Source organism: Streptomyces sp. NPDC032198 (assembly GCF_040636975.1).
GTDB lineage: Bacteria > Actinomycetota > Actinomycetes > Streptomycetales > Streptomycetaceae > Streptomyces.
Genome location: NZ_JBEZVL010000015.1, coordinates 148,155 through 169,579, shown reverse-complemented (window position 1 = coordinate 169,579; position 21,425 = coordinate 148,155). Strand labels below are relative to the sequence as shown.

Here is a 21,425-nt window from a genome sequence, read left to right as displayed (position 1 = left end):
CTTCGGGCATTCCCCCGGGATCAACCACGGGCACATCGGCTCATGGCCGGCTACGTCCTCCTGGTCGCCGCTCTCACCGCCGTCTACATGACGGTGCCCGGCCTGCGCGCCCCGCTCTGGGCGCTCATCGGCCTCGGTGGCGTCGTGGCCGTCCTCGTCGGTGTGCACGTCCACCGGCCCGCGCACCGCTGGCCGTGGTGGGTGCTGGCGGCCGGGCTGCTCGCGTTCGCCGCGGGCGACACGTACTACAACGTGGTCGAGGAGTACTTCCAGGCGTCGAACCCGTTCCCGTCCCCGGCCGACGCCGCCTACCTCGCGGTGTACCCACTGCTCGCCGCGGGCCTCTTCGGTCTCGTGCGCCACCGCTGGGCGGGCCGCGACCTGCCGAGTCTCCTCGACGCGCTGATCATCACCGCCGGGCTCGCGCTGCCGGTCTGGGTCTACCTCGTCCAGCCGCTGACCGAGGTCGAGGGGCTGACCTGGACGCAGCGCGCCATCAGCATCGCCTACCCGCTGGGCGACGTACTGGTCCTGGCCCTCCTGGCCCGGCTGCTCACCCCGGACTTCGCGACCGGCCACAATCCCGCCGTACGCCTGCTCGTACTCGGCACGTTCACCCTGCTCGCCTTCGACATCGCGTACGGGATCCTGCAACTCAACGGGTTGTGGCAGGCGGGCACGCTCCTGGACACGGGCTGGATCGTCTTCTACACGGCGTGGGGCCTCGCCGCACTGCACCCCTCGATGGCGGAACTGACCGCGTACGCGCACCAGCGCCAGTCCCTGCTTCCGCCGGTGCGCAGACTCGTGCTGCTCGCCGCGGCCACCCTCATCGCTCCTGCGATCCTGCTCATGGAGGGCCTGCTGGGCGGCGCTCATGACGCGGCCGTGATCGCCGCGTTCTCCGGCACCCTGTTCCTCCTGGTGATCCTGCGGCTCGCCGGCATGGTCGTGGCGCACCGCAAGGCCATGGACCGCGAGCTGGCACTGCGCGGGGCGGCCGCCTCGCTGGTGGCGGCGATCACGACGGAGGAGATCACCGCGACCTGCGAGACGACGGTTGCCGCGCTGTCCGGGCCCGGGGCCCTGCCCGCGACCCTGCTCCTGGAGGCGGACGACTCCCCGCCGGTCCCCCACGCGGCCCTCGACCTGCACCGCACGCATCTGGTCCGGGCCGCCGACCTCGGCCCGGAGATCGCCGCCCGGTTCGACGCGTCGCAGAGTGCGCTGGTGTGCCCGATGATCCAGCGTGACCGTCCGGCCGTGGACGAGCCGCCGGGTGTACTGATCGCGACCGGCCCCGAGCGGCGGCTTACGGAGATCTGTGGCTCGCTGGAGATACTCGCCTCGCACGCGGGCCTGGCGAAGGCGCGCATCGCGCTCCGCGAGGAGATCATCCGACGGGAGAGCGAGGCGTACTTCCGTACGTTGGTGCGCAACGCCTCCGACGTCATCCTCATCGTCGACGACGACGACACCGTCCGGTACGCGAGCCCGTCCGCCCAGGCCGTCTTCGGGGACGTCCGGCTGGTCGGGGCGGAGCTGCCGGAGCTGGTGGACCAGCGGGACGGCCACCGGGCGGCCCGGGTGCTCACGGTCATGCGGGCGGGTGGGCAGCGGGAGCCCCACGACTACTGGTGGATTCCGCGGGACGGCGGGCGCATCGAGGTGGAGGTGCGGTGCAGCGACCTGCGCCGGGACCCGACCGTGCGCGGGCTCGTCGTCACCCTGCGGGACGTGACCGAGCAGCGTCAGCTGGAGCACGAGCTCACCCAGCGGGCCTTCCACGACGCGCTGACCGGCCTTCCCAACCGCACGCTGCTCCTGGAGCGCATCGAGCGCGCGCTGCTGCGTGGCCGTCGCGAGTCGACGCTGACCTGCGTGCTCTTCGTCGACCTCGACGACTTCAAGGTCGTCAACGACACGATGGGGCACTCGGTCGGTGACCGGCTCCTCGCCGCCGTCGGCTCCCGCCTCTCGCGGACGCTGCGCCGCAGCGACACCGCGGCCCGCCTCGGCGGCGACGAGTTCGCCGTCCTGATGGAGGACGCGAAGGAGCCCGCCGACGCCGAGATCCTGGCCGCGCAGGTGGTGCAGGCGCTCAGCAGGCCGTTCCAGCTGTCCGGCGACAGCGTGAGCGTCTCCGCGAGCGTCGGCGTGGCCACGGCCGTGGACAGCGCGAGCACCGAGGAACTCCTGGCCCACGCCGACCTGGCGCTGTACGCCGCCAAGGCCGCGGGGAAGCGTCAGTGGCGCCGCTTCCAGCAGCGGCTGCACGTGCGCATGCTGGAGCGGCACGATCTGCAGACGAGTCTGGACCGGGCGATCGCCGACGAGGAATTCGCGCTGCGCTATCAGCCAGTGGTGGACATCAGCGGGAACGGCGGCCTGGTGGGCGGTGGCGCGGCGGGCGGTGGCGCGGCGAACGGTGCGCCGCACGCCGCCGAGATCGTCGGCTTCGAGGCGCTGGCCCGCTGGCCGCACCCCCGGCGCGGTCTGGTGCCGCCGCAGCAGTTCATCCCGCTCGCCGAGGAGACCGGGCACATCACGCCGCTCGGCGCCTGGGTCCTGGGCAGCGCCGCCGCGGACATCGCCGGGCTGCAGGGCGTGGGCGCGCCCTCGGACCGGCGCCCCTACATCAGCGTCAACGTGTCCGCGCGGCAGTTCCGCGACCCGGGCTTCCTCGGCGAGGTGCGCGGCGCCCTGGAGACACCCGGACTCGCCCCGGGGTCACTGCAGTTGGAGCTCACGGAATCGGTGCTGATGCGGCGTGACGGGCAGATCCAGGCGGTCATGCGGGCGTTGAAGGATCTCGGGGTGCGGATCGCGGTCGACGACTTCGGCACGGGATTCTCCTCGCTGCGTTATCTCCGCGAGTTCCCCGTCGACGTACTCAAGATCGACAAGTCGTTCATCGACGACATCGCCGACGACCCCCGGCAGCTCGCCCTCGTCGAGGGCATCGTGCACCTCGCCGACACGATGGGCCTCCAGGTCATCGCCGAGGGCATCGAGGAGCCCGCGCAACGGGATCTGCTGGCCCGGATGGGCTGCGGGTTCGGGCAGGGCTACCTCTTCGCGCGGCCCCTGACGGCCGAGCAGGGGGAGCGGCTCCTCCGCGGGCGCCGGGGACACAACGGCGCCGCGTCTTGCGCCTCTGCCTCCCGTGTCGCCCCTGCCGTCCATGCCGCCCCGCGCGCCGCTGCCGCTGTCGTCACCCCGCCCACCGCGCCTGCCCCGCCCCCTTCGGAGAGGGAGAGCACCATGAGCGAACCGGACACCGGACTCCTGGGGGATCGGCGCGATCCACGCTGGGGCGATCTCGACCACCTGCGGCGCACCAGTCCGATGACCGACTGCGTCCTGGACGAGGTCCGCGGCCGGCACATCCGCAGCGGGGACCACTGGCTCATCGACTTCGCCTCCTGCAACTACCTCGGCTTCGACTGCGATCCCGAGATCATCGACGCCATCGAACCCGCCGTACGCCGCTGGGGAACGCATCCGAGCTGGTCCCGGCTCCTGGGCAGCCCCCGGCTCTACCCCGAGATCGAGGAACGGCTCACCGCGCTGCTCGGGGCGCCGGACACCCTGCTCCTCCCGACGGCCACGCTGATCCATGCCTCGGTGATCCCCGTCCTCGCCGACAAGGGGCACGTCTTCGTCGAGGCCGCGGCGCACCGCACCGTGTACGACGGCTGTGTCTCGGCCCGGGGGCAGGGCGCGACGCTGCGGCGGTTCCACGCCGACCGCCCCGCCGAACTGGCCGCCATGCTGCGGTCGGTGCCGAACGGCTCGGCCCGCCTGGTCTGCCTCGACGGCGTCAACAGCATGAGCGGGAACATCGCCGACGTGCCCGAACTTGCGGGTATCTGCCGCGACGTGGACGCCACGCTGTACATCGACGACACCCACGGGTTCGGCGTCATCGGGGAGCGCGGCGCAGCCGAACCGTGCCCCTACGGCTCCCGCGGCAACAGCGTCGTACGGCACACGGGCGAGACGTACGACAACATCGTCCTGGTCGGCGGCTTCTCCAAGGCCTACTCGTCGCTCCTGGCCTTCCTCGCGCTGCCGTCCTGGCTCAAGGACCACCTGAAGGTCGCCGCCGCCCCCTATCTGTACTCCGGGCCCTCGCCCACGGCCTCGCTCGCCACCGCGCTCGCCGGTCTGGAGGTCAACGACCGGCGCGGCGACGTCATCCGCACCGATCTGCACCGCAAGACCGTCCGGGTGCTCGACCACGTGGCCGGGCTCGGCCTGCGGACGCTCAACTCCGATGAGCTGCCGATCGTGGAGATCCCGCTGGCCGACGCCTCGGACCTGGACGCGGTCGCCGGGTTCCTGTGGGAGCAGGGCATCTATGTGACCCTGGCGGCCTATCCGCTCGTACCGCGCGACCGCGTCGGATTCCGCGTGCAGCTCACCGCCCTGAACTCCGACGACGACATCGACCGTCTCAACGCCGCCCTGACCCGCCTGTCCGAGCGTTTCGCGCTGCGGCCGGGTAGCTGACCGCCATGGCTCCGACCCGCAACGACGACGTCGACTGGGACAGCTGGCCCGTCCAGGCCTATCTCGGCGAGAACTACCGCGAGCTGCATCCGTCCGATGCCGCGGTCATCGCCCACCACTCGGCCTTCTACCGGCGGTTCGGCCGAGGGAGCGCCGCGTGTTCCGTGGAGTTCGGGGCCGGGCCCAACCTCTATCCGCTGATGCTCGCCGCCGCCGCGAGCCGCCGCATCGACGCCGTCGAGGCGAGCGCCGCGGGCGTCGCCTATCTGACCCGGCAGCTCGAACAGGCCCCCGACGACAGCTGGTTGCCGTTCCACGCGCTGTGCCGTCGCCTCAACCCCGATCTGCCGTCCACGCTTCCCGGGGCACTCGCGGGCGTGCGGGTCGTCCACGGCGACGTCCGGGCGCTGGTGCCCGGCACGTACGACATCGCGTCGATGAACTTCGTCGCCGAGGGTGTCACCGAGGACTTCGCGGAGTTCACGGACTTCTGCCACCGCTTCGTGCGCTCCGTCGCCCCGGGCGGCCGTCTCGTCGCGGCGTTCATGGAGAACATGCCGACGTACCGCATCGGGCCCGCCTCGCGGTGGCCCGGCTGCCCGGTGAACCCGGCCGTCGTCACCGAGGTGTTCGCCCCACTCACCGAGCACCTCGCGGTGACCCGGATCGAGGCCGACCCGACGCTGCCGGACTACGGCGACTCCGGGATGGTGCTGCTCACGGCGGCGCGGCGCGGGGAGTGACTGCTCCTGCGGGGCAGCGCTCTCAGGCGCCCGCCTCCTGCAGCGCGAACGCCGTCTCCACCAGCGCGATATGGCTGAACGCCTGCGGTGCGTTGCCCAGTTGGCGGTGGCTTTCCGGGTCCCACTGCTCCGCGAGCAGGCCCACGTCGTTGCGTACGTCCAGGACGCGCTCGAAGGTCTCCTTCGCCTGCCGGAGGCGGCCGGTCGCCGCGAGCGCGTCGGCGTACCAGAGGGAGCAGGCCACGACCGTGCCCTCGGAGCCGCGCATGCCGTCGACGCCGTGCGTGCCCCGGCCGTCGTGGGCGTACCTCCGCACGAATCCGTGGTGGTCCAGGGCGCGCATGGCCCGGACGGTGTCGCGCACGCGGGCGTCGCCGGCGGGCAGGAAGCCGACCTTGGGGATCAGCAGGGCCGACGCGTCCAGGGCGGACGATCCGTAGGACTGCACGAACGCCCGCCGCCCGCCGTCCCACCCCTCGCGGCACACCTCCTGGTGCACCGCGTCCCGCATGGCCCGCCACTCCCCCGCGGACTCGTTCCTGCCGAGCATCTCGCCCATCCGCAGGGCGCGGTCGGCGGCGACCCATGACATGACCTTGGAGTGGACGAACTGCCGCCCGCCGCCCCGGACTTCCCACAGCCCCTGGTCCGGTTCACGCCAGTGGCCGCACAGGTGGCTCATCAGGGATTCGACCAGGCTCCACAGGTGGGGCTGCATCGGGATCCCCGCCCGCAACGACAGATAGAGCGTGTCGAGGACCTCGCCGTACACGTCGAGCTGGAGCTGATGGGCCGCCGCGTTCCCGAAGCGGACGGGCCGCGAACCCTCGTAACCGGGCAGCCAGGGCGCCTCGGCCTCCGGCAGCCGCCGCTGGCCCTCCACTCCGTACACCGCCTGGAGATCGGCCGGGTCGCCCGCCACGGCCCGCACCAGCCAGTCGAGCCAGGCGGTCGCCTCGTCGCGGTAGCCGCTGCGCAGCAGGGCGGACAGGGTGAGTGTGGAGTCGCGCAGCCAGCAGAAGCGGTGGTCCCAGTTGCGTTCGCCGCCGACGCACTCCGGGAGCGAGGTGGTCGGCGCGGCGACGATGCCGCCCGTGGGCGCGTAGGTGAGGGCCTTCAGGGTGATCAGCGAGCGGGTGACGGCCTCACGCCAGGGGCCCTGGTAGCGGCACTTGGCCGTCCAGCGCCGCCAGAAGTCGCCGGTGGCCTTCAGTGCCGTCTCCGCCGGGACCCTCAGGGGCTCGGGCGGTTCCGGCAGGTGCGAGGGTGCCCACACGAGTTGCAGCGTCAGGCGCTGGCCGGCCGAGACGGTGAAGTCCAGGGCGGAGGAGTCGCGGACGGCGGGGTCGTGGGCGGTGGAGTCGTGGATGCCGGTGCGGATCTCCATCGGGCCGTCGGCGCTCAGCCAGAGCGAGTCGGGCCCGGCCACGGCGACCGTGCAGTGCTCCTCGGCGCGCACCCAGGGCATGACGCGGCCCTGGTTGAAGCGCGGGCGCAGTTCGCTGCGCATGGCCACGGCACCGGACAGGCCTTCGACGATGCGCACGATGCAGGGCAGCCCCGCGCGGGGCGGCATGAAGTCCGTGACGCGCACGGCACCGGTCGGGCAGTCCCAGTGGGAGTCCATGACCAGCGTGTCCTGGCGGTAGGCGCGCCGTGCGCACGGTCCCGCGCCGACCGGGGAAACCCGCCAGAAGCCGTTGTCCGCCGTGCCGAGCAGCGCGGCGAAGCAGGCCGGTGAGTCGAAGCGCGGCAGGCAGAGCCAGTCGATCGACCCGTCCCTGCCGAGCATGGCAGCGGTTTCCAGGTCACTGATGAGGGCGTAGTCCTCGATACGAGTGTTCATGATCGAGTCACGCCGTCGTGCACATTGCCGCCCTTTTATTGTACGGCGGACACGCCCTTCGGGCTTGGGCTCGGGCCCCGGGACCTAAGGCCATGGACAGCTCCGGAGCGGCTGTGATCTTATCCGTCCGGGCGGATCGATCGACCTTCGGCGTGGATCGATGGACCTTCCACGCTGATGAGCAGGCGATCCCTGTGTGCAGCATGTGACCGGCCACCACCGTCCTGGCCCGCGCGCCCGTGGGCCGGTCATTGCACGCCTCCGCTCAGGCCCGAAAGACCCCCACACATGCAGAAGACCAAGTCCGCGCTCTGGGAATTCCTCCAGGGCCTCGGCAAGACGTTCATGCTCCCGGTGGCCCTGCTCGCGTTCTGCGGCATCATGCTGGGCATCGGCTCGTCGCTCTCCAGCGAGGCCGTCACCGACAATCTGACCTTCCTCCGGGGCGAGGGCTTCCATCTCGTCTTCACGTGGATGGCGAGCACCGGCCTCGTCGCCTTCAAGTTCCTCCCCGTGATGTTCGCGATAGCCATCCCCCTCGGCCTCGCCCGCGAGGACAAGGGCGTCGCGGCGTTCTCCGGCTTCGTCGGCTTCGCCGCGATGAACCTCGCGGTGAACTTCTATCTCACCGCCAAGGGCGTGGATCTCGACGACGAGAAGGCCATCGCCCACTACGGGATCGCCGACGTGATCGGCATCCAGTCCATCGATACGGGACTGCTCGGCGCCGTCGCTGTTGGCATCGTTGTCAGCATCCTTCACCAGCGCTTTCGTGCTCAGCGGATGCCCGACGCACTGGCCTTTTTCGGCGGTCTTCGGTTCGTGCCGATCATCTCGACGCTCGTGCTCAGCCTGCTCGGTCTGCTGATCCCGCTGGTGTGGCCGACGTTCAACGGCTGGATCACGGATCTCGGGCGCGCGATCGGTCACGCGGGCGTCTTCGGCCCCTTCTTCTTCGGCATGGGAGAGGTGCTGCTGCGCCCGATCGGCCTGCACCACATCCTCGTCGCGATGTTCCGCTTCACGGATGTCGGCGGCTCCGGCGCGGTCTGCGGCGACCACGTCTCGGGTGCGCTGAACCTCTTCTACGCCCAGCTCAACTGCTCGAACCCGCCCGGTGACGCGGTCACCAACGCCACCCACTTCCTGTCCCAGGGCAAGATGGCGGTCTACCTAGGCGGGCTTCCGGGTGCGGCCCTGGCGATGTATCACTGCGCGAACAAGAAGATGCGCCCGGAGATCAAGGCGCTCCTCGTCTCCGGTGTCGTCGCGTGCGTCGTCGGCGGCATCACCGAACCGCTCGAGTTCCTGTTCCTGTTCATCGCGCCGTGGCTGTACCTGATCCACGCCGTGCTGGTGGGCCTCGGATTCCTGACCGCCGCCGTGCTCGGGGTGTTCATCGGCAACACCGACGGCAACGTCATCGACTGGCTCGTCTTCGGCGTCCTGCAGGGCACGACCACGAAGTGGTACCTCATCCCCGTCATCGCCGCGGTCTGGTTCGCCGGCTACTACTTCCTCTTCCGCTGGGCCATCACCCGCTTCGACCTCAAGACGCCGGGCCGCGAGGAGCCCTCGCCGGAGGGGGCCGACGAGGAGGAGCCGTCATCCGCGGAGGAGGCGACGGCTCCCCGCGAACTGATCGCGGGGAAGTACGACGCCGTGGCGATCCTGAAGGCGATCGGCGGCGCCGAGAACATCCAGACCCTCGACAACTGCATCACCCGCCTGCGCATGACGGTCGCGGACGCCGAACAGGTCGACGAGCCGCGGCTGAAGAAGCTCGGTGCGGTGGGGGTCATCAAGCTCGACGCGCACAACGTGCAGGTGATCATCGGCCCGCAGGTGCAGTCGGTGAAGGACGCGATAGCGACGATGGTCCGGGTGGGCTGAGCAATGGACCACCCCTTCCAGCACCACCCCGTCGACTTCGACTTCGACTTCGACTTCGACACACCCGTCGACCGGCACGGCACGTGGTGCACGCAGTGGGACTACGTCGAGGACCGCTTCGGCGTCCCCGGCCTGCTGCCGTTCACCATCTCGGACATGGACTTCGAGACGGCGCCCGCGGTCCTGTCGGCGCTCCGCGGCCGGCTCGACCACGGCGTGCTCGGCTACTCCCGGTGGCGCCAGGCCGACTTCCTCTCCGCGATCGTGGACTGGTACGGCGAACGCCACGCGACCGAGGTGGCGCCGGAGTCGATCGTCTACGGCCCCTCCGTGATCTACCAGGTCGCCCAGCTCCTGCGGCTCTGGTCACGCCCCGGCGACGGCGTCGTCGTCCACACGCCGACGTACGACGCCTTCCCCAAGACGGTCGCCGCGCACGAACGACGGCTGCTGCGCTGCCCGCTCGGCGACTGGACCGAACTGGAACGGCTGCTGGCCCTCCCCGACACGGCCGTACTGCTGCTGTGCTCACCCCACAACCCCACCGGCCATGTCTGGACGGAGGCGGAGCTGGACCGCGTCGCGGACTTGTGCGGGCGCTACGGCGTCGCGGTGATCAGCGACGAGATCCACTCGGACCTGGCCCATCCGCCGCACGTCCACCGACCGTGGTCCCTGCACGGCGCCCGCGAAGGCCGCTGGGCGATCGTGACCTCGGCCTCGAAATCCTTCAACATCCCTGCTCTGACGGGCAGTTACGGCATCATCGGCGACCCGGCGACACGTGACGCCTACCTCCACCAACTCAAGGAGGCCGACGGCCTGTCCTCTCCCGCGGTGCTCTCACTGGTGGGCCACATCGCCGCGTACCGAGAGGGAGCCCCCTGGCTGGACGCCTTGCGCACCTACCTCCGCGCCAACCTCCACTTGGTCGCCGACCGCCTGAACACGGCATTCCCCACCCTGAACTGGACCCCACCCCAGGCCGGCTACCTGGCCTGGATCGACATAAGCCCTCTGGCCCTGGACGACGAGGCTCTCCAACGCGAACTGGTCGACACCCAAAAGGTGGCCATCATGCCAGGCACGGCCTACGGCTCCCCCGCCCACCTACGCCTGAACGTGGGCTGCCCACGCACCAAGGCCGAGCGGGGCGTCACGGCGCTGGTGGACGCACTTCGGACGCTCCACCGGGGAGCGGACGCCGGCTGAGGGACAGGGCAGTATCCGCAGGTCAGGCCCGGCTCCCGGCGGCTGCTGACCGCACTCCATTGGTACAGTCGCGAGGTTCGTTCCTCGTATCCGGGAGATCCGTGCCATGGCCGTCGACGAGCTCGACACCCGCATTCTGCGGCTCCTCCTGGAGCAGCCCCGCACCAGCGTTCGTGAGTACGCGCGCGTGCTCGGTGTCGCTCGTGGCACCCTGCAGGCCCGGCTCGACCGGCTGGAGCGGGACGGGGTGATCACCGGGACCGGGCCTTCGCTCTCGGCCGCCGCGCTCGGGCATCCGGTGCTCGCCTTCGTGCACATCGAGGTCACGCAGGGGCATCTGGACGAGGTGGGTGACGCGCTCGCCGCCGTGCCGGAGATCATCGAGGCCTTCTCGATCACCGGTGGCGGCGATCTCCTGACCCGGGTGGTCGCCCGGGACAACGGCCACCTGGAGGACGTGGTCCAGCAGCTGATCCAGATGCCGGGCGTGGTCCGCACCCGTACGGAGATGGCCCTGCGCGAGCGCGTCCCGCACCGCCTGCTGCCGCTCGTCGAGTCGATCGGCCGGGCCTCCGCCGAGCAGCGGTGATCTGCGGCTTGGCATGCTGGAGTACATGAGCACCTTTGGCGGCACCTCGGTCATCTTCGATCTCGACGGCACACTCGTGGACAGCGAGCCCAACTACTACGCGGCGTCGCGCGAGCTGCTCGCCGAGCACGGCATCGAGTACACCTGGGCCGACAACGAGCAGTACGTGGGCATCGGCACCCAGGAGACCCTCGCCACGTGGAAGGACCGGTACGGCATCGGCGTACCGGTGGCCGACCTGCTCACGGAGCTCGACCGCCGCTATCTCACCCTCGCCCGCGCCGACACGCATGTCTTCCCCGAGATGCGGAAGTTCGTGGAGCGGCTGCACGGCGCCGGGGTGCCGATGGCCGTGGCCTCCGGGTCGTCCCGCGCCGCCATCGAGGCGATCCTCTCCGGCACCGGCCTCGACGCGCTCCTGACCACGGTCGTCTCGGCCGACGAGGTCACCCACGGCAAGCCCGCGCCCGATGTCTTCCTGGCCGCCGCCGCGCTCCTCGGCGCCGAGCCCGCCGACTGCGTGGTCCTGGAGGACGCCGCTCCGGGCGCGACGGCCGCACACGCGGCGGGCATGCGCTGCATCGCGATCCCCTACGTCGCCGCCCACGCGGACGAACCGGCGTTCGCGTCGGCGGGGTTGCTGCTGCGCGGCGGTCAGGCCGAATTCACGGCCCAGGCCGCTTGGGACCACCTGGACCACCTGGCCTCGCTGCCCCGGTCGTAGGCGTACAGCTCCCTGGTCTGGGTGATCGACTCCTAGTAGGTGCAGGAACATGGCCGTCACATCGCGCACGGCAGCGTCGTACGTCTCCGGGGCGGACACCGTGAGGCGGGCGAACTGGATGCTCATGCCGCCGACCGCGCGGGCCACGGAGAGGGGATCGGCACACCCCCGTCAGTACATGATCCCGACGAGGCCGTCCCCCTGTTCGGCGCAGACGAGTCCGCCCGCGCAGCAGGCGCCCCAGCTGCCGGAGCCGGGCCCGAAGAGAGTCACCCGCTCCCAGTGTTCCGCCGCAGGCCTGGCGCGTGAGAGGCGGAGGCCGAGTTCGTCCACGGCGAGCTCGGCCGGCGGTGGCCCGCCGGGCGCCGCGGTGGCCCCGGGGAGGACGGCCACGATCTCCGCGGCGGGGTAGCCGAACAGGTCGATGTCGTCCCAGGCCACCGGGGTGACTTCCGGGCGGTCCGGCTCGGCCCGCGCCTGGATCTCCACGCGGGCGAGCCGGTCCGTGGCCCCGGGCCCGCCACCGCCGAACCCCAGGACTACGCCGTCCAGCTCGGCGTCGAAGCTCCACTCGGGCTCGAAGAGCAGGCCGCCGAGCCAGGCGTCGTGCGCGTGCCGGAGCTCCGCGTACTGGCCGAGGGTCAGCCCCATGCACTGCCGGTGGTGTGTGACCCTGTCGGGCGGCAGCAGTTCCAGGACCTCGCCGGGTGTCATCCCGAACTTCAACAGCCCAGCGCCGCCCGGCAGTTCCACGCCGACTTCTCGCAACAACTCCAACATTGCACCATTGTTCACCCGTTGACCCAGGTGGCAAGGCCGTTGACGAGATCACGCAGAAACCGGTTGCGGGGGCCGTGGTCAGCGGCAGTCAGGACTGGGGACGACTGCCGTGGTTGGCCGGGTGCTTACGGCGTGCCTTCTTCTTGCGACGTCGCTTCGATGACATGCGATTCCCCTCTCACCAGGTTCGCCACGAGTGGCATTTCATCCGTTTTCCACCGTTCCATACGGGGACCGACCCGGCGACCGCACCACCACCGAGGCGGCCCGGACCGTCGATGGGCGCATGCAAACAGTTTGTTCACAATGAATCGTTGACATCATCACGTGTGTCCTCGATGCTGATCCCATGACCACTCCGGAGCAGCAGTCCGTCGAGACCGATCCCTTCAGCCCCACGCACCCGGACCAGGTGCGCGCGGGCCGCGCCCCCGCCTCCCTGTTCCGCATCGCCGAGCGGCACGCGGCCACCGACGAGCAGCGGCGCCGACAGGTCCACGCCACGATCGTCGGCCCCTATGAGGCAGCACGCCTGGTGACGTTTCTGCTGACCGGAATCGCACAGCCCGCGGACGGCGAGCCGGAGGTGGACCACGCGGACATCACCGCGGCGCTGACGCTCATGCCGATGGCGCGCCGCGAGATGGACGAGGTGGAGTCCGCGCTCCTTCAGATGGCGCGCGGACGCGGCATGACCTGGCCGGAGATCGCCTTCGGCCTCGGCCTGGGCACTCCGCAGGCGGCGAGGCAGCGCTACGAACGGCTGGTGGGCCGTACGGCGACGGTCGACCCGGAAACCACCCCGAAAGCCGAGCCTTCGAACCAGTGACAGCGCCTCAAAGCACCCCCGCCGCTCCCGTCGTCCCCGCCGCCCCTGCTGCCGCCCCCGCATCCCGGAGCCACACATAGCTGACGGGCTGCGGAGCGTTCCACTCCGCGGCCAGAGCGGGGTCCACGGGCAGGAACCCGGCCCCGCGGTAGCAGCGGAGGGCGGCGGTGTTCTCCGGGTGGACGCGCATGAAGATCTCCGCGTACCCGCCCCGCAGAGCCAGCGCGGCAAGTCCCCGCACCAGCCGCCGCCCGGCGCCTCGCCCCCGGGTGTCCGGCGCCACGATGATCCGGGCGAGTTCCGCCTCGCCCTCGTCCTCGTCGCACCACACCTCCCCGTAGCCCAGGAGCGCCTCCCCCTCGACCAGCGCATACCCCCGCGTGTCCGCGTCCAGCTGCCACCCGGCGACCACCCGCGCGGTCACCGGGAAATCCCGCGGTCCGCACCACATGGCCACCTCACCGGCGGAGACGGGCCAGCGCGCCACGGTGGCCGCATCCGCCGGGGCGAAGGGCCGAAGGTCCATGTACGATCGCTCCCGCCATGCAGATGAATGCCAACTACACCAGTCTTGTCGCGGTCGGCGACTCCTTCACCGAGGGCATGTCGGACCTGCTGCCCGACGGCAGCTACCGCGGCTGGGCAGATCTGCTCGCCGCCCGGATGGCTGCCGCCTCCCCCGGTTTCCGGTACGCGAACCTCGCGGTGCGCGGGAAACTCATCGGTCAGATCGTGGCCGAGCAGGTGGACGTCGCGGCCGCCATGCAGCCCGATGTGATCACCCTGGTGGGCGGCCTCAACGACACGCTGCGCCCCAAGTGCGACATGGTCCGCGTACGCGACCTCCTGGAGGAGGCCGTCGAACGCCTCGCCCCCGCCTGCAAGCAGCTCGTCCTGATGCGCAGCCCGGGCAGGAACGGCCCCGTCATGGCGCGCTTCCGCCCCCGTATGGAAGAGCTCTTCGTCCACATCGACGAGCTGGCGGCACGGCACGGCGCCACGGTCGTGGACCTGTACGGATCGGGAGCGCTGGGCGACCAGCGCCTCTGGGACGTGGACCGGCTGCACCTGACCGCCGAGGGCCACCGCAGGGTCGCCGAAGCGGTGTGGCAGTCACTCGGCTACGACGCCGAGGACGACTGGCGGTCCCCGCTCCCGGACACGCCCCCGCCGAACTGGACGGCACGCCGCGTGGCCGACGTCCGCTTCGCCAGGCAGCACCTCGCCCCCTGGATAATGCGCCGCCTCACAGGCCGCTCCTCCGGCGACGGCCTCCCGGCCAAGCGCCCTGATCTGCTGCCGTACGAGGATCCGCGGGCCTGAGCGAGCGCGACATGGGACGGCGCGGGCGCGCCGCCCCTCAGGGGGCCCGCCCGCGCCGGTCGGTGGTGCGGATTACTCCTCCACCTCGTCCTCGAAGTGCAGGGCGATGGACTGCAGTACGTCCGCCGACGTGACGTCGGTGCGCCCTTCGTCGTGCGCCTCTGCCAGTTGTGCGAAGGAGAAGGCGAAGGCCGACGTGATCTGCTCGATGACCGGGCTCAGTTCCCGGCCGACCACCTCGGCGACCTCGATGGCGGTGGCGTCGGCGGGGATTTCGATGCGTGGCAGCATCTCCTCGAGCATCGCGCCGACCGCGCCACTGGGTTCGACCTCGCCCTCCGGGTTCTCCCGTACCTGTCGGCGCATCTCGATCGCCTCGGTCAGGATGCCGACGACTCTTTGGATGATCTCGCGCTGCTCCATGCCGTGAAGCCTAGACGTAGGTGGATCAACGGGAGTTGTGGCGGTGCCGGTGACCGGCCGTCGTCAGTGCTCGGTGACACGATGCGCGGACCTCGACAAAGCCGGGAGCGCGCAGGGGTATTCGGGATACCTGGACCACGTGCTGCTCGGGGACTCGGAGCTGCTCGATCTGTGGGCGGAGGCCGGCGGGGAGCCGTGGCACGGGGGCGTCGAGGCCCTGCGGCAGGTGCTGCGGATGCCCGGCGAGTAGGGTCCGCCGCAGCAGGGGGCTGGGCCTCGCGCCGCGTGCGATGTCCTGGATGATGCTCCAATGCACCCGCTCTCCGCGGACTGTACGGACGGTCAAAGAGCAGGTCGGGCGGCAGGTAAACTCCGTACACGTGACTGTCGCGCCTGCAAAGCCCCGTATTCCGAACGTCCTCGCCGGGCGTTACGCCTCCGCCGAGCTCGCCACCCTCTGGTCGCCCGAGCAGAAGGTCAAGCTGGAGCGTCAGCTCTGGCTCGCCGTTCTGCGGGCGCAGAAGGATCTGGGGATCGAGGTCCCGGACGCGGCCCTCGCCGATTACGAGCGGGTCATCGACGACGTCGACCTCGCCTCGATCGCCGAGCGCGAGAAGGTCACGCGCCATGACGTGAAGGCCCGTATCGAGGAGTTCAACGCGCTCGCCGGGCACGAGCAGGTCCACAAGGGAATGACCTCCCGCGACCTGACCGAGAACGTGGAGCAGCTGCAGGTGCGGCTCTCCCTGGAGCTGGTGCGCGACCGCACCGTCGCGGTGCTCGCACGCCTCGGCAAGCTGTCGGCCGAGTACGCGGAGCTGGTCATGGCCGGCCGCTCGCACAACGTGGCCGCGCAGGCGACGACGCTGGGCAAGCGCTTCGCGACGACCGCCGACGAGCTGCTCGTGGCGTATCGCCGCGTCGACGACCTGCTGGGCCGCTACCCCCTGCGCGGCATCAAGGGCCCCGTCGGCACGGCCCAGGACATGCTCGACCTGCTCGGCGGCGACGCCGACAAGCTCACCGACCTCGAGCAGCGCATCGCCGGGCACCTCGGCTTCGACCGCGCCTTCACCTCCGTCGGCCAGGTCTACCCGCGCTCCCTCGACTACGAGGTCGTCACCGCCCTGGTGCAGCTCGCCTCCGGGCCCTCCTCGCTGGCCAAGACCATCCGCCTGATGGCCGGGCACGAGCTCGTCACCGAAGGCTTCAAGCCGGGCCAGGTCGGCTCGTCCGCGATGCCGCACAAGATGAACACCCGCTCCTGCGAGCGCGTCAACGGCCTCACCGTCATCCTGCGCGGCTACGCGTCGATGACCGGCGAGCTGGCGGGCGACCAGTGGAACGAGGGCGACGTCTCCTGCTCCGTCGTACGCCGTGTCGCCCTGCCGGACGCGTTCTTCGCACTCGACGGGCTCCTGGAGACCTTCCTGACGGTGCTCGACGAGTTCGGTGCCTTCCCGGCCGTCGTCGCGCGCGAGCTGGACCGCTACCTCCCCTTCCTCGCCACGACCAAGGTCCTGATGGCCTCGGTGCGCGCGGGCGTCGGCCGCGAGGAGGCCCACGAGGCCATCAAGGAGAACGCCGTCGCCTCCGCGCTCGCCATGCGCGAGCAGGGCGCCGAGCGCAACGAACTCCTCGACAAGCTCGCCGCCGACTCCCGCATCCCGCTGGACCGCGCCGAGCTCGACGCCCTCATGGCCGACAAGCTGTCGTTCACGGGCGCGGCGAGCGACCAGGTCGCCGCCGTCGTCGCGCAGATCGAGGTGCTCCTCAAGGAGCACCCCGAGGCCGCCGCCTACGCCCCGGGCGCCATTCTCTGAGCGCCCGTCCGGGCCACGCCTAGCGCGTCGCGCGGTGCTCGCCCTTGCCCGCCCTGCGGACCCGCAGGACGACGAAGGCGAGCACCGCGAGGGCGGCGACGGCGAGAACTCCCTTGGAGTACAGGCCGACCAGGTCGGTGACCTGGTGCCAGCGGGTGCCGAGCGCGTGGCCGATCAGGACGAAGACGGCGTTCCAGATGAGGCTGCCCGCGGTCGTCAGGGCGAGGAAGACGGGCAGCGGCATCCGCTCGACGCCCGCGGGGACCGAGATCATGCTGCGGAAGACCGGGATCATCCGGCCGAAGAAGACCGCCTTGGTGCCGTGCCGTGCGAACCACTCCTCGGTGCGGTGGATGTCCGACGCCTTCACCAGCGGGAGGCGGGCCGCGATGGCGACGGTACGGTCCCGGCCGAGCAGCGCGCCGATCGCGTAGAGCGCGAGCGCGCCGATCACGGAGCCCGCCGTGGTCCAGAACAGGACCGCGAGCAGGCCGAACTCGCCCTGGCTCGCGGCGAATCCGGCAAGCGGCAGGATCACCTCGCTGGGCAGCGGCGGAAACAGGTTCTCCAGGGCGATGGCCACTCCGGCGCCGACGGCGCCGAACGAGTCCATGAGGTCGGCGGCCCAGCCCGCCACACCGCCGGCCGGGGCTTCGTTCGCGGCGGCGGAGGCTTCGTACGCGGCAGTGAGGATCATGTGCTCGACGCTAGGAAACCGCCGCGCGCGAGGGTATGAGGGCGGCCGCAGAGATCGGGTGCGGTGGACCGCAGGAAAGCATGGTGGTTTTCCGCAGTCCCCGCGCCCCGGCCGCTGGGCTAGCGTTGCCGATCATGCGTACGCATCTGAAGCGCTGGCTCAGGGTGACGGTCGGCGTCCTCGCCGGTGCCCTCACCGGCCTCGTCGAGCTGGCCTTCGCCCTGGTGGCCGGGCTGTGGCTGCTCGCCACGCTCGGACGGCGCACCGGACGCGGCGCCGAGGCCCGGATCGTGGCCGGTGCCCAATGGCTCGCCGAGGTGGAGCGACGGCGCATGGCCACCTTCTTCGGCACCGAGCCGGGCACGCCGGTGACCGGCCTGCCCGCCGTGAACTACATCGCGTCGCGCTGGGCCGTCGGACTGCTCGGCGGTGTCGTGCTCGCCTGCGCGCTGCTCGGGGCGGGTTATGCCTCGCTCGCGGTGTGGGGGTGGTTCGTCGCCGACATCCGCTCCCCCGGCACCCTGGTGCTCTCCTCGGTCGGCGGCCTCTTCCTGCTCTACCTGTGCGTGCAGGGGACGTACGGCGTCGCCCTCGCGGACGAGCGGCACGCGCGCCGCTTCCTCGGCCCGAACGACGGGCAGCTCATGGAGCGCAGGATCGGTGAGCTCGTCGCGAGCCGCGCCGGGGTGGTGGAGGCCGTGCACGACGAGCGGCGCCGCATCGAACGCGATCTGCACGACGGCGTACAGCAGCGCATCGTCGCCCTCGGCATGCTGCTCGGCAGGGCCCGCCGCGCCCCCGAGCCGGAGAAGTCCGCGCGGCTGCTCGCCCAGGCGCACGAGGAGACCCAGCAGGCGCTGGTGGAACTGCGCGAGGTCGCCTGGCGCGTCTACCCCGCGGCCCTGGACGAAGGCGGTCTTGCCTCCGCCCTGGACACGGTCGCCGAGCGGGCCGCGATCCCCGTACGTCTCGACTGCACCCTGCATGAAACCCCGCCGCCGACCGCGCACGCCGTGGCGTACTTCGTCGCCGCCGAAGCCGTCACGAACGCCGTCAAGCACTCGGGCGCCACCCTCGTCACCGTCCACGCCGAGCGGCGAAGTGCCGTGCTGCACCTGCGCGTCGAGGACGACGGGCAGGGCGGCGCCGACCCGTCCGGCAGCGGTCTGCTCGGGCTCGCCCGGCGCGTGGCCGCCCTGGACGGCACCCTCACCGTGGACAGCCCCGCCGGAGGGCCCACCCTCATCACCGCGGAGCTGCCATGCGCGTAATGCTCGCCGACGACTCGACGCTGCTGCGGGAGGGCCTGGCCCGGCTCCTCGCGGACGAGGGCCACACCGTCACGGCCTCGGTCGGCGACGCACGGGCGCTGCTCGCCGCCGTCGCGGAGGACCCGCCCGACGCCGCCGTGATCGACGTACGCATGCCGCCCACGCACACCGACCAGGGGCTGCGGGCCGCGCTGGAGATCCGCGAGAAGTGGCCCGGCACGAGCGTCCTCGTGCTGTCGCAGTACGTCGAACGCCGTTACGCCACCGAGCTGTTGACCACCGCGACCGAAGGCGTGGGCTATCTGCTCAAGGACCGGGTCGTCCAGGTCGACGAGTTCCTGGACGCCCTGGAGCGGGTCGCGTCGGGGCAGACCGCCTTCGACCCGGAGGTCGTACGGCAGTTGCTGACCCTCAGCAGCCACACCGACCCGCTCCAGCGCCTGACGCCACGGGAGCGCGACGTGCTCGCCAAGATGGCGCAGGGACACACGAACGCGGCGATCGCCGGGCAGTTGTACGTGTCGCAGAGTGCCGTCGAGAAGTACATCAACGCGATCTTCGACAAGCTGGAACTGACCGGGACGACCGGATACAGCCGCCGCGTGCTCGCCGTCCTGCGCTATCTCGGTTCCTGAACCGGCCGCCCGCTAGAGGCCCACGTCCCTGCTGCGGAAGTCGTCGAGGGACTCGCGCCGCACCAGGAGCCGCGCGTGTCCGTCGGCGACGGCCACCACGGGCGGGCGCCCCACGAGGTTGTAGCCGGACGCCATGGACAGGTGGTACGCCCCGGCCACCGGCACGCCCAGGATGTCTCCCGGCCTCACGTCGCCCGGGAGTTCACTGCCGGAGGCGAGTACGTCGCCCGCCTCGCAGTGCCGCCCGACGACGGTCACCGGCGCGGAGGGAGCCGTGGAGTGCCGGCCGATCAGGCGCGGCGCGTACCGCACGCCGTACAGCGCGGGCCGCGGGTTGTCGCTCATCCCGCCGTCCACGGCGACGAACGTGCGTCCGCCGGTGCGCTTGACGGCGAGGACGCGGTAGAGGGCCACTCCGGCGGGGCCCGCGATGGCGCGCCCCGGCTCGATGAGCAGCCTGGGCACGGTGAGCCCGGCCGCCGCGCAGCTCTCGATCAGGGCGGCGCGCACCTTGCGGGCGAGGGTGGTGATGTCGAGCGCCTCATCGCCGGGCCGGTAGGCGATGCCGTGGCCGCCGCCGAGGTCGAGTTCGGGGAGGGTGACGCCGTGCTGGTCCTTGACGCGGGCCATCAGGCCGACCAGTCGGCGCACGGCGGCGAGGAACGGCTTGTCGGCGGTGATCTGCGAGCCCAAGTGGCAGTGCAGTCCGGTCAGTTCGAGGCCTGGCTGGCCGATGATGCGGGCGATGGCGTGCTGTGCCGAGCCGTCGGTGATCGACAGGCCGAACTTCTGGTCGTCGGTCCCGGTGCGGATCTTGGCGTGTCCGCCGGCCGCGATGCCCGGCACCACCCGGACCATCACCTTCTGCCGGCTGCCCGACGGCACGCCGGCGGCGAGCCGCGCGATCTCGGATGCGCTGTCGATGACGATGCGCCCGACGCCGAGCCGCAGCGCGGCCTCCAGGTCGTGCGGGCTCTTGGCGTTGCCGTGCAGCACGATGCGCTCGGCGGGGAAGCCGGTGGTGACGGCGAGCTCCAGCTCCCCGGCGGAACAGACGTCGAGCCCGAGCCCTTCCTCCGCCACCCAGTGGGCCATCGCGCGGCACAGGAACGCCTTGGCGGCGTAGTGCACGTCGGCGTCGGGGAAGGCGTGCAGATAGGTGCGGCAGCGGGTCCGTACGTCGGCTTCGTCGATGAGGTACGCCGGGGTGCCGAAGCGCTCGGCGATCCGAGTGAGCGGTACGCCGCCGACGGCGAGGTCGCCGTGGGGCAGACGCGCGGTGGACCCGGGCCAGACGGACAGGTCGTCGTCGGCGGTGGCGTCCGGGGTGAGGGGGTCGTACAGGGTGGTCATGGGCAGGTTCTCTCTTCGCCTCGTCCTCGTCCTCTTGCGCTTGCGCTTGCGCTTGCCTGCGCTCGTCTGCGGCTGCCGCGTCCTCAGCCGATCCAGGCGGTGAGGGCGCCGACCAGCGCGGCGGCCCCCGTGACGCGCAGCGCGCCGACCGCCTGCGGATTCCACTCGCGCCAGGCGGGAGTGGGCCGCTCGGGCGGGCCGACGGGGTGCGCGGCGAGCCGTGGGTCGACGGTGACCTCGCGGACGCCGAGCGGCTCGGTGAGCGCCCGCAGCGCCGGCTCCGAGAGCCTGACCCAGGCCTGGCGGTCGCCGAGGGCGGCACCGAGCCGCTGGGGAGTGGTGAAGGCGACGGCGGTACGGCCGCCCACGGGCGTGCGGAACAGGCGGGCGACACAGCCCGCGGGTCCCGGCCGGACGGGGACGAAGAACGGCCCGGCCGGGCCCGGTTCGGAGGGCTCGGGGTCCTCGCCGCACGGGAGCGCTGTCATGGGATTCCTCCTCGGGGATCCTGTTCGGTGAACGGCGGCACCCGGGGCCGGGGGAAGGAACCCGGGGGCCTCCACCGACGCTATGCCCGGCACCGGGTGCCATCCGGCGTCCATGACGGGACGTTGACGGGTGCGCGGCCCGTGTTGACGAGGGCTTGACGAGCGGCTTGACGACCGGCTCGACGGCGGCTTGGCGGCGACTCGGCGACCGCTCGGCAGCGGCTCGGCAGCCGGTCTCCAGCCGCTTGACGGGACATCGCGGGCCTCTGGAAGACCGTGCG

Annotated in this window: 19 protein-coding genes; 12 read left to right on the top strand and 7 right to left on the bottom strand. The window is 71.4% G+C overall.

Going from position 1 to position 21,425, the window contains the following annotated elements:
• Positions 1–42 precede the first annotated feature (42 nt).
• Both AB0E78_RS33990 and AB0E78_RS33985 read left to right on the top strand, forming a co-directional pair.
• Positions 43–4,515, top strand: coding sequence for an aminotransferase class I/II-fold pyridoxal phosphate-dependent enzyme (locus tag AB0E78_RS33990; protein ID WP_361840913.1), 4,473 nt, complete (start codon positions 43–45; stop codon positions 4,513–4,515).
• Between the two features lie 5 nt (positions 4,516–4,520).
• Entirely contained in the window at positions 4,521–5,258 is a 738-nt protein-coding gene (locus AB0E78_RS33985; RefSeq protein ID WP_361840910.1) for a class I SAM-dependent methyltransferase, read from the top strand.
• 22 nt (positions 5,259–5,280) lie between these two features.
• Here AB0E78_RS33985 and AB0E78_RS33980 read toward each other — a convergent pair whose 3' ends face one another.
• Positions 5,281–7,104: a glycoside hydrolase family 15 protein gene (locus AB0E78_RS33980; RefSeq protein ID WP_361840907.1), complete on the bottom strand. Its 1,824-nt coding sequence runs from the start codon at positions 7,102–7,104 to the stop codon at positions 5,281–5,283.
• Between the two features lie 288 nt (positions 7,105–7,392).
• Between AB0E78_RS33980 and malX the strand changes: the two genes are divergently transcribed.
• From malX to AB0E78_RS33960, 4 genes are all read left to right on the top strand, one after another.
• Positions 7,393–8,997 (top strand): maltose/glucose-specific PTS transporter subunit IIBC, encoded by a 1,605-nt coding sequence (gene malX / locus AB0E78_RS33975; protein ID WP_361840905.1) that lies wholly within the window; start codon positions 7,393–7,395, stop codon positions 8,995–8,997.
• 3 nt (positions 8,998–9,000) lie between these two features.
• Positions 9,001–10,209: a MalY/PatB family protein gene (locus AB0E78_RS33970; protein ID WP_361840902.1), complete on the top strand. Its 1,209-nt coding sequence runs from the start codon at positions 9,001–9,003 to the stop codon at positions 10,207–10,209.
• 106 nt (positions 10,210–10,315) lie between these two features.
• Positions 10,316–10,798, top strand: a complete 483-nt coding sequence (locus tag AB0E78_RS33965) for an Lrp/AsnC family transcriptional regulator (RefSeq protein ID WP_361840899.1) — start codon at positions 10,316–10,318, stop codon at positions 10,796–10,798.
• 25 nt (positions 10,799–10,823) lie between these two features.
• Entirely contained in the window at positions 10,824–11,522 is a 699-nt protein-coding gene (locus AB0E78_RS33960; RefSeq protein ID WP_361840897.1) for an HAD family phosphatase, read from the top strand.
• Between the two features lie 171 nt (positions 11,523–11,693).
• On the opposite strand, the gene AB0E78_RS33955 is transcribed toward AB0E78_RS33960, so the two are convergent.
• On the bottom strand, positions 11,694–12,302 hold the full coding sequence (locus AB0E78_RS33955; protein ID WP_361840895.1) for a hypothetical protein: 609 nt from the start codon (positions 12,300–12,302) through the stop codon (positions 11,694–11,696).
• 349 nt (positions 12,303–12,651) lie between these two features.
• Between AB0E78_RS33955 and AB0E78_RS33950 the strand changes: the two genes are divergently transcribed.
• On the top strand, positions 12,652–13,131 hold the full coding sequence (locus AB0E78_RS33950; RefSeq protein ID WP_361840893.1) for a DNA-binding protein: 480 nt from the start codon (positions 12,652–12,654) through the stop codon (positions 13,129–13,131).
• 7 nt (positions 13,132–13,138) lie between these two features.
• Here the strand turns inward: AB0E78_RS33950 and AB0E78_RS33945 are convergent, their stop codons facing one another.
• Positions 13,139–13,657 (bottom strand): N-acetyltransferase, encoded by a 519-nt coding sequence (locus AB0E78_RS33945; protein ID WP_361840890.1) that lies wholly within the window; start codon positions 13,655–13,657, stop codon positions 13,139–13,141.
• 17 nt (positions 13,658–13,674) lie between these two features.
• On the opposite strand from AB0E78_RS33945, the gene AB0E78_RS33940 reads away from it, so the two are divergent.
• Complete coding sequence (locus AB0E78_RS33940) at positions 13,675–14,454, top strand: SGNH/GDSL hydrolase family protein (protein ID WP_361840887.1); 780 nt, start codon at positions 13,675–13,677, stop codon at positions 14,452–14,454.
• A gap of 72 nt (positions 14,455–14,526) precedes the next feature.
• Here AB0E78_RS33940 and AB0E78_RS33935 read toward each other — a convergent pair whose 3' ends face one another.
• On the bottom strand, positions 14,527–14,877 hold the full coding sequence (locus AB0E78_RS33935; RefSeq protein ID WP_361840885.1) for a hypothetical protein: 351 nt from the start codon (positions 14,875–14,877) through the stop codon (positions 14,527–14,529).
• A gap of 49 nt (positions 14,878–14,926) precedes the next feature.
• Between AB0E78_RS33935 and AB0E78_RS33930 the strand changes: the two genes are divergently transcribed.
• Both AB0E78_RS33930 and purB read left to right on the top strand, forming a co-directional pair.
• Entirely contained in the window at positions 14,927–15,127 is a 201-nt protein-coding gene (locus tag AB0E78_RS33930; RefSeq protein WP_361840882.1) for a hypothetical protein, read from the top strand.
• A 130-nt stretch (positions 15,128–15,257) separates the two neighbouring features.
• On the top strand, positions 15,258–16,700 hold the full coding sequence (gene purB / locus AB0E78_RS33925; protein WP_361840880.1) for an adenylosuccinate lyase: 1,443 nt from the start codon (positions 15,258–15,260) through the stop codon (positions 16,698–16,700).
• Between the two features lie 19 nt (positions 16,701–16,719).
• Here purB and AB0E78_RS33920 read toward each other — a convergent pair whose 3' ends face one another.
• Complete coding sequence (locus tag AB0E78_RS33920; protein ID WP_361841252.1) at positions 16,720–17,313, bottom strand: DedA family protein; 594 nt, start codon at positions 17,311–17,313, stop codon at positions 16,720–16,722.
• A gap of 218 nt (positions 17,314–17,531) precedes the next feature.
• On the opposite strand from AB0E78_RS33920, the gene AB0E78_RS33915 reads away from it, so the two are divergent.
• Positions 17,532–18,668, top strand: a complete 1,137-nt coding sequence (locus tag AB0E78_RS33915; protein ID WP_361840877.1) for a sensor histidine kinase — start codon at positions 17,532–17,534, stop codon at positions 18,666–18,668.
• Positions 18,668–19,303: a response regulator transcription factor gene (locus tag AB0E78_RS33910; protein ID WP_361841249.1), complete on the top strand. Its 636-nt coding sequence runs from the start codon at positions 18,668–18,670 to the stop codon at positions 19,301–19,303. The genes AB0E78_RS33915 and AB0E78_RS33910 overlap by 1 nt, the downstream gene beginning before the upstream one ends.
• 12 nt (positions 19,304–19,315) lie before the next feature.
• Here the strand turns inward: AB0E78_RS33910 and lysA are convergent, their stop codons facing one another.
• A complete protein-coding gene (lysA, locus tag AB0E78_RS33905) occupies positions 19,316–20,656 on the bottom strand; it encodes a diaminopimelate decarboxylase (protein ID WP_361840875.1) in 1,341 nt (446 codons plus the stop codon).
• 83 nt (positions 20,657–20,739) lie between these two features.
• Complete coding sequence (locus AB0E78_RS33900) at positions 20,740–21,144, bottom strand: SAV_915 family protein (RefSeq protein WP_361840873.1); 405 nt, start codon at positions 21,142–21,144, stop codon at positions 20,740–20,742.
• Positions 21,145–21,425 lie beyond the last annotated feature (281 nt).

What these genes read in the sequence shown, in the direction of transcription:
- AB0E78_RS33990 (WP_361840913.1), top strand. Translation starts at nt 43, where the DNA reads ATGGCCGGCTACGTCCTCCTGGTCGCCGCTCTCACCGCCGTCTACATG.
- AB0E78_RS33985 (WP_361840910.1), top strand. Translation starts at nt 4,521, where the DNA reads ATGGCTCCGACCCGCAACGACGACGTCGACTGGGACAGCTGGCCCGTC.
- AB0E78_RS33980 (WP_361840907.1), bottom strand. Translation starts at nt 7,104, where the DNA reads ATGAACACTCGTATCGAGGACTACGCCCTCATCAGTGACCTGGAAACC.
- malX (WP_361840905.1), top strand. Translation starts at nt 7,393, where the DNA reads ATGCAGAAGACCAAGTCCGCGCTCTGGGAATTCCTCCAGGGCCTCGGC.
- AB0E78_RS33970 (WP_361840902.1), top strand. Translation starts at nt 9,001, where the DNA reads ATGGACCACCCCTTCCAGCACCACCCCGTCGACTTCGACTTCGACTTC.
- AB0E78_RS33965 (WP_361840899.1), top strand. Translation starts at nt 10,316, where the DNA reads ATGGCCGTCGACGAGCTCGACACCCGCATTCTGCGGCTCCTCCTGGAG.
- AB0E78_RS33960 (WP_361840897.1), top strand. Translation starts at nt 10,824, where the DNA reads ATGAGCACCTTTGGCGGCACCTCGGTCATCTTCGATCTCGACGGCACA.
- AB0E78_RS33955 (WP_361840895.1), bottom strand. Translation starts at nt 12,302, where the DNA reads ATGTTGGAGTTGTTGCGAGAAGTCGGCGTGGAACTGCCGGGCGGCGCT.
- AB0E78_RS33950 (WP_361840893.1), top strand. Translation starts at nt 12,652, where the DNA reads ATGACCACTCCGGAGCAGCAGTCCGTCGAGACCGATCCCTTCAGCCCC.
- AB0E78_RS33945 (WP_361840890.1), bottom strand. Translation starts at nt 13,657, where the DNA reads ATGGACCTTCGGCCCTTCGCCCCGGCGGATGCGGCCACCGTGGCGCGC.
- AB0E78_RS33940 (WP_361840887.1), top strand. Translation starts at nt 13,675, where the DNA reads ATGCAGATGAATGCCAACTACACCAGTCTTGTCGCGGTCGGCGACTCC.
- AB0E78_RS33935 (WP_361840885.1), bottom strand. Translation starts at nt 14,877, where the DNA reads ATGGAGCAGCGCGAGATCATCCAAAGAGTCGTCGGCATCCTGACCGAG.
- AB0E78_RS33920 (WP_361841252.1), bottom strand. Translation starts at nt 17,313, where the DNA reads ATGGACTCGTTCGGCGCCGTCGGCGCCGGAGTGGCCATCGCCCTGGAG.
- AB0E78_RS33915 (WP_361840877.1), top strand. Translation starts at nt 17,532, where the DNA reads ATGCGTACGCATCTGAAGCGCTGGCTCAGGGTGACGGTCGGCGTCCTC.
- AB0E78_RS33910 (WP_361841249.1), top strand. Translation starts at nt 18,668, where the DNA reads ATGCTCGCCGACGACTCGACGCTGCTGCGGGAGGGCCTGGCCCGGCTC.
- lysA (WP_361840875.1), bottom strand. Translation starts at nt 20,656, where the DNA reads ATGACCACCCTGTACGACCCCCTCACCCCGGACGCCACCGCCGACGAC.
- AB0E78_RS33900 (WP_361840873.1), bottom strand. Translation starts at nt 21,144, where the DNA reads ATGACAGCGCTCCCGTGCGGCGAGGACCCCGAGCCCTCCGAACCGGGC.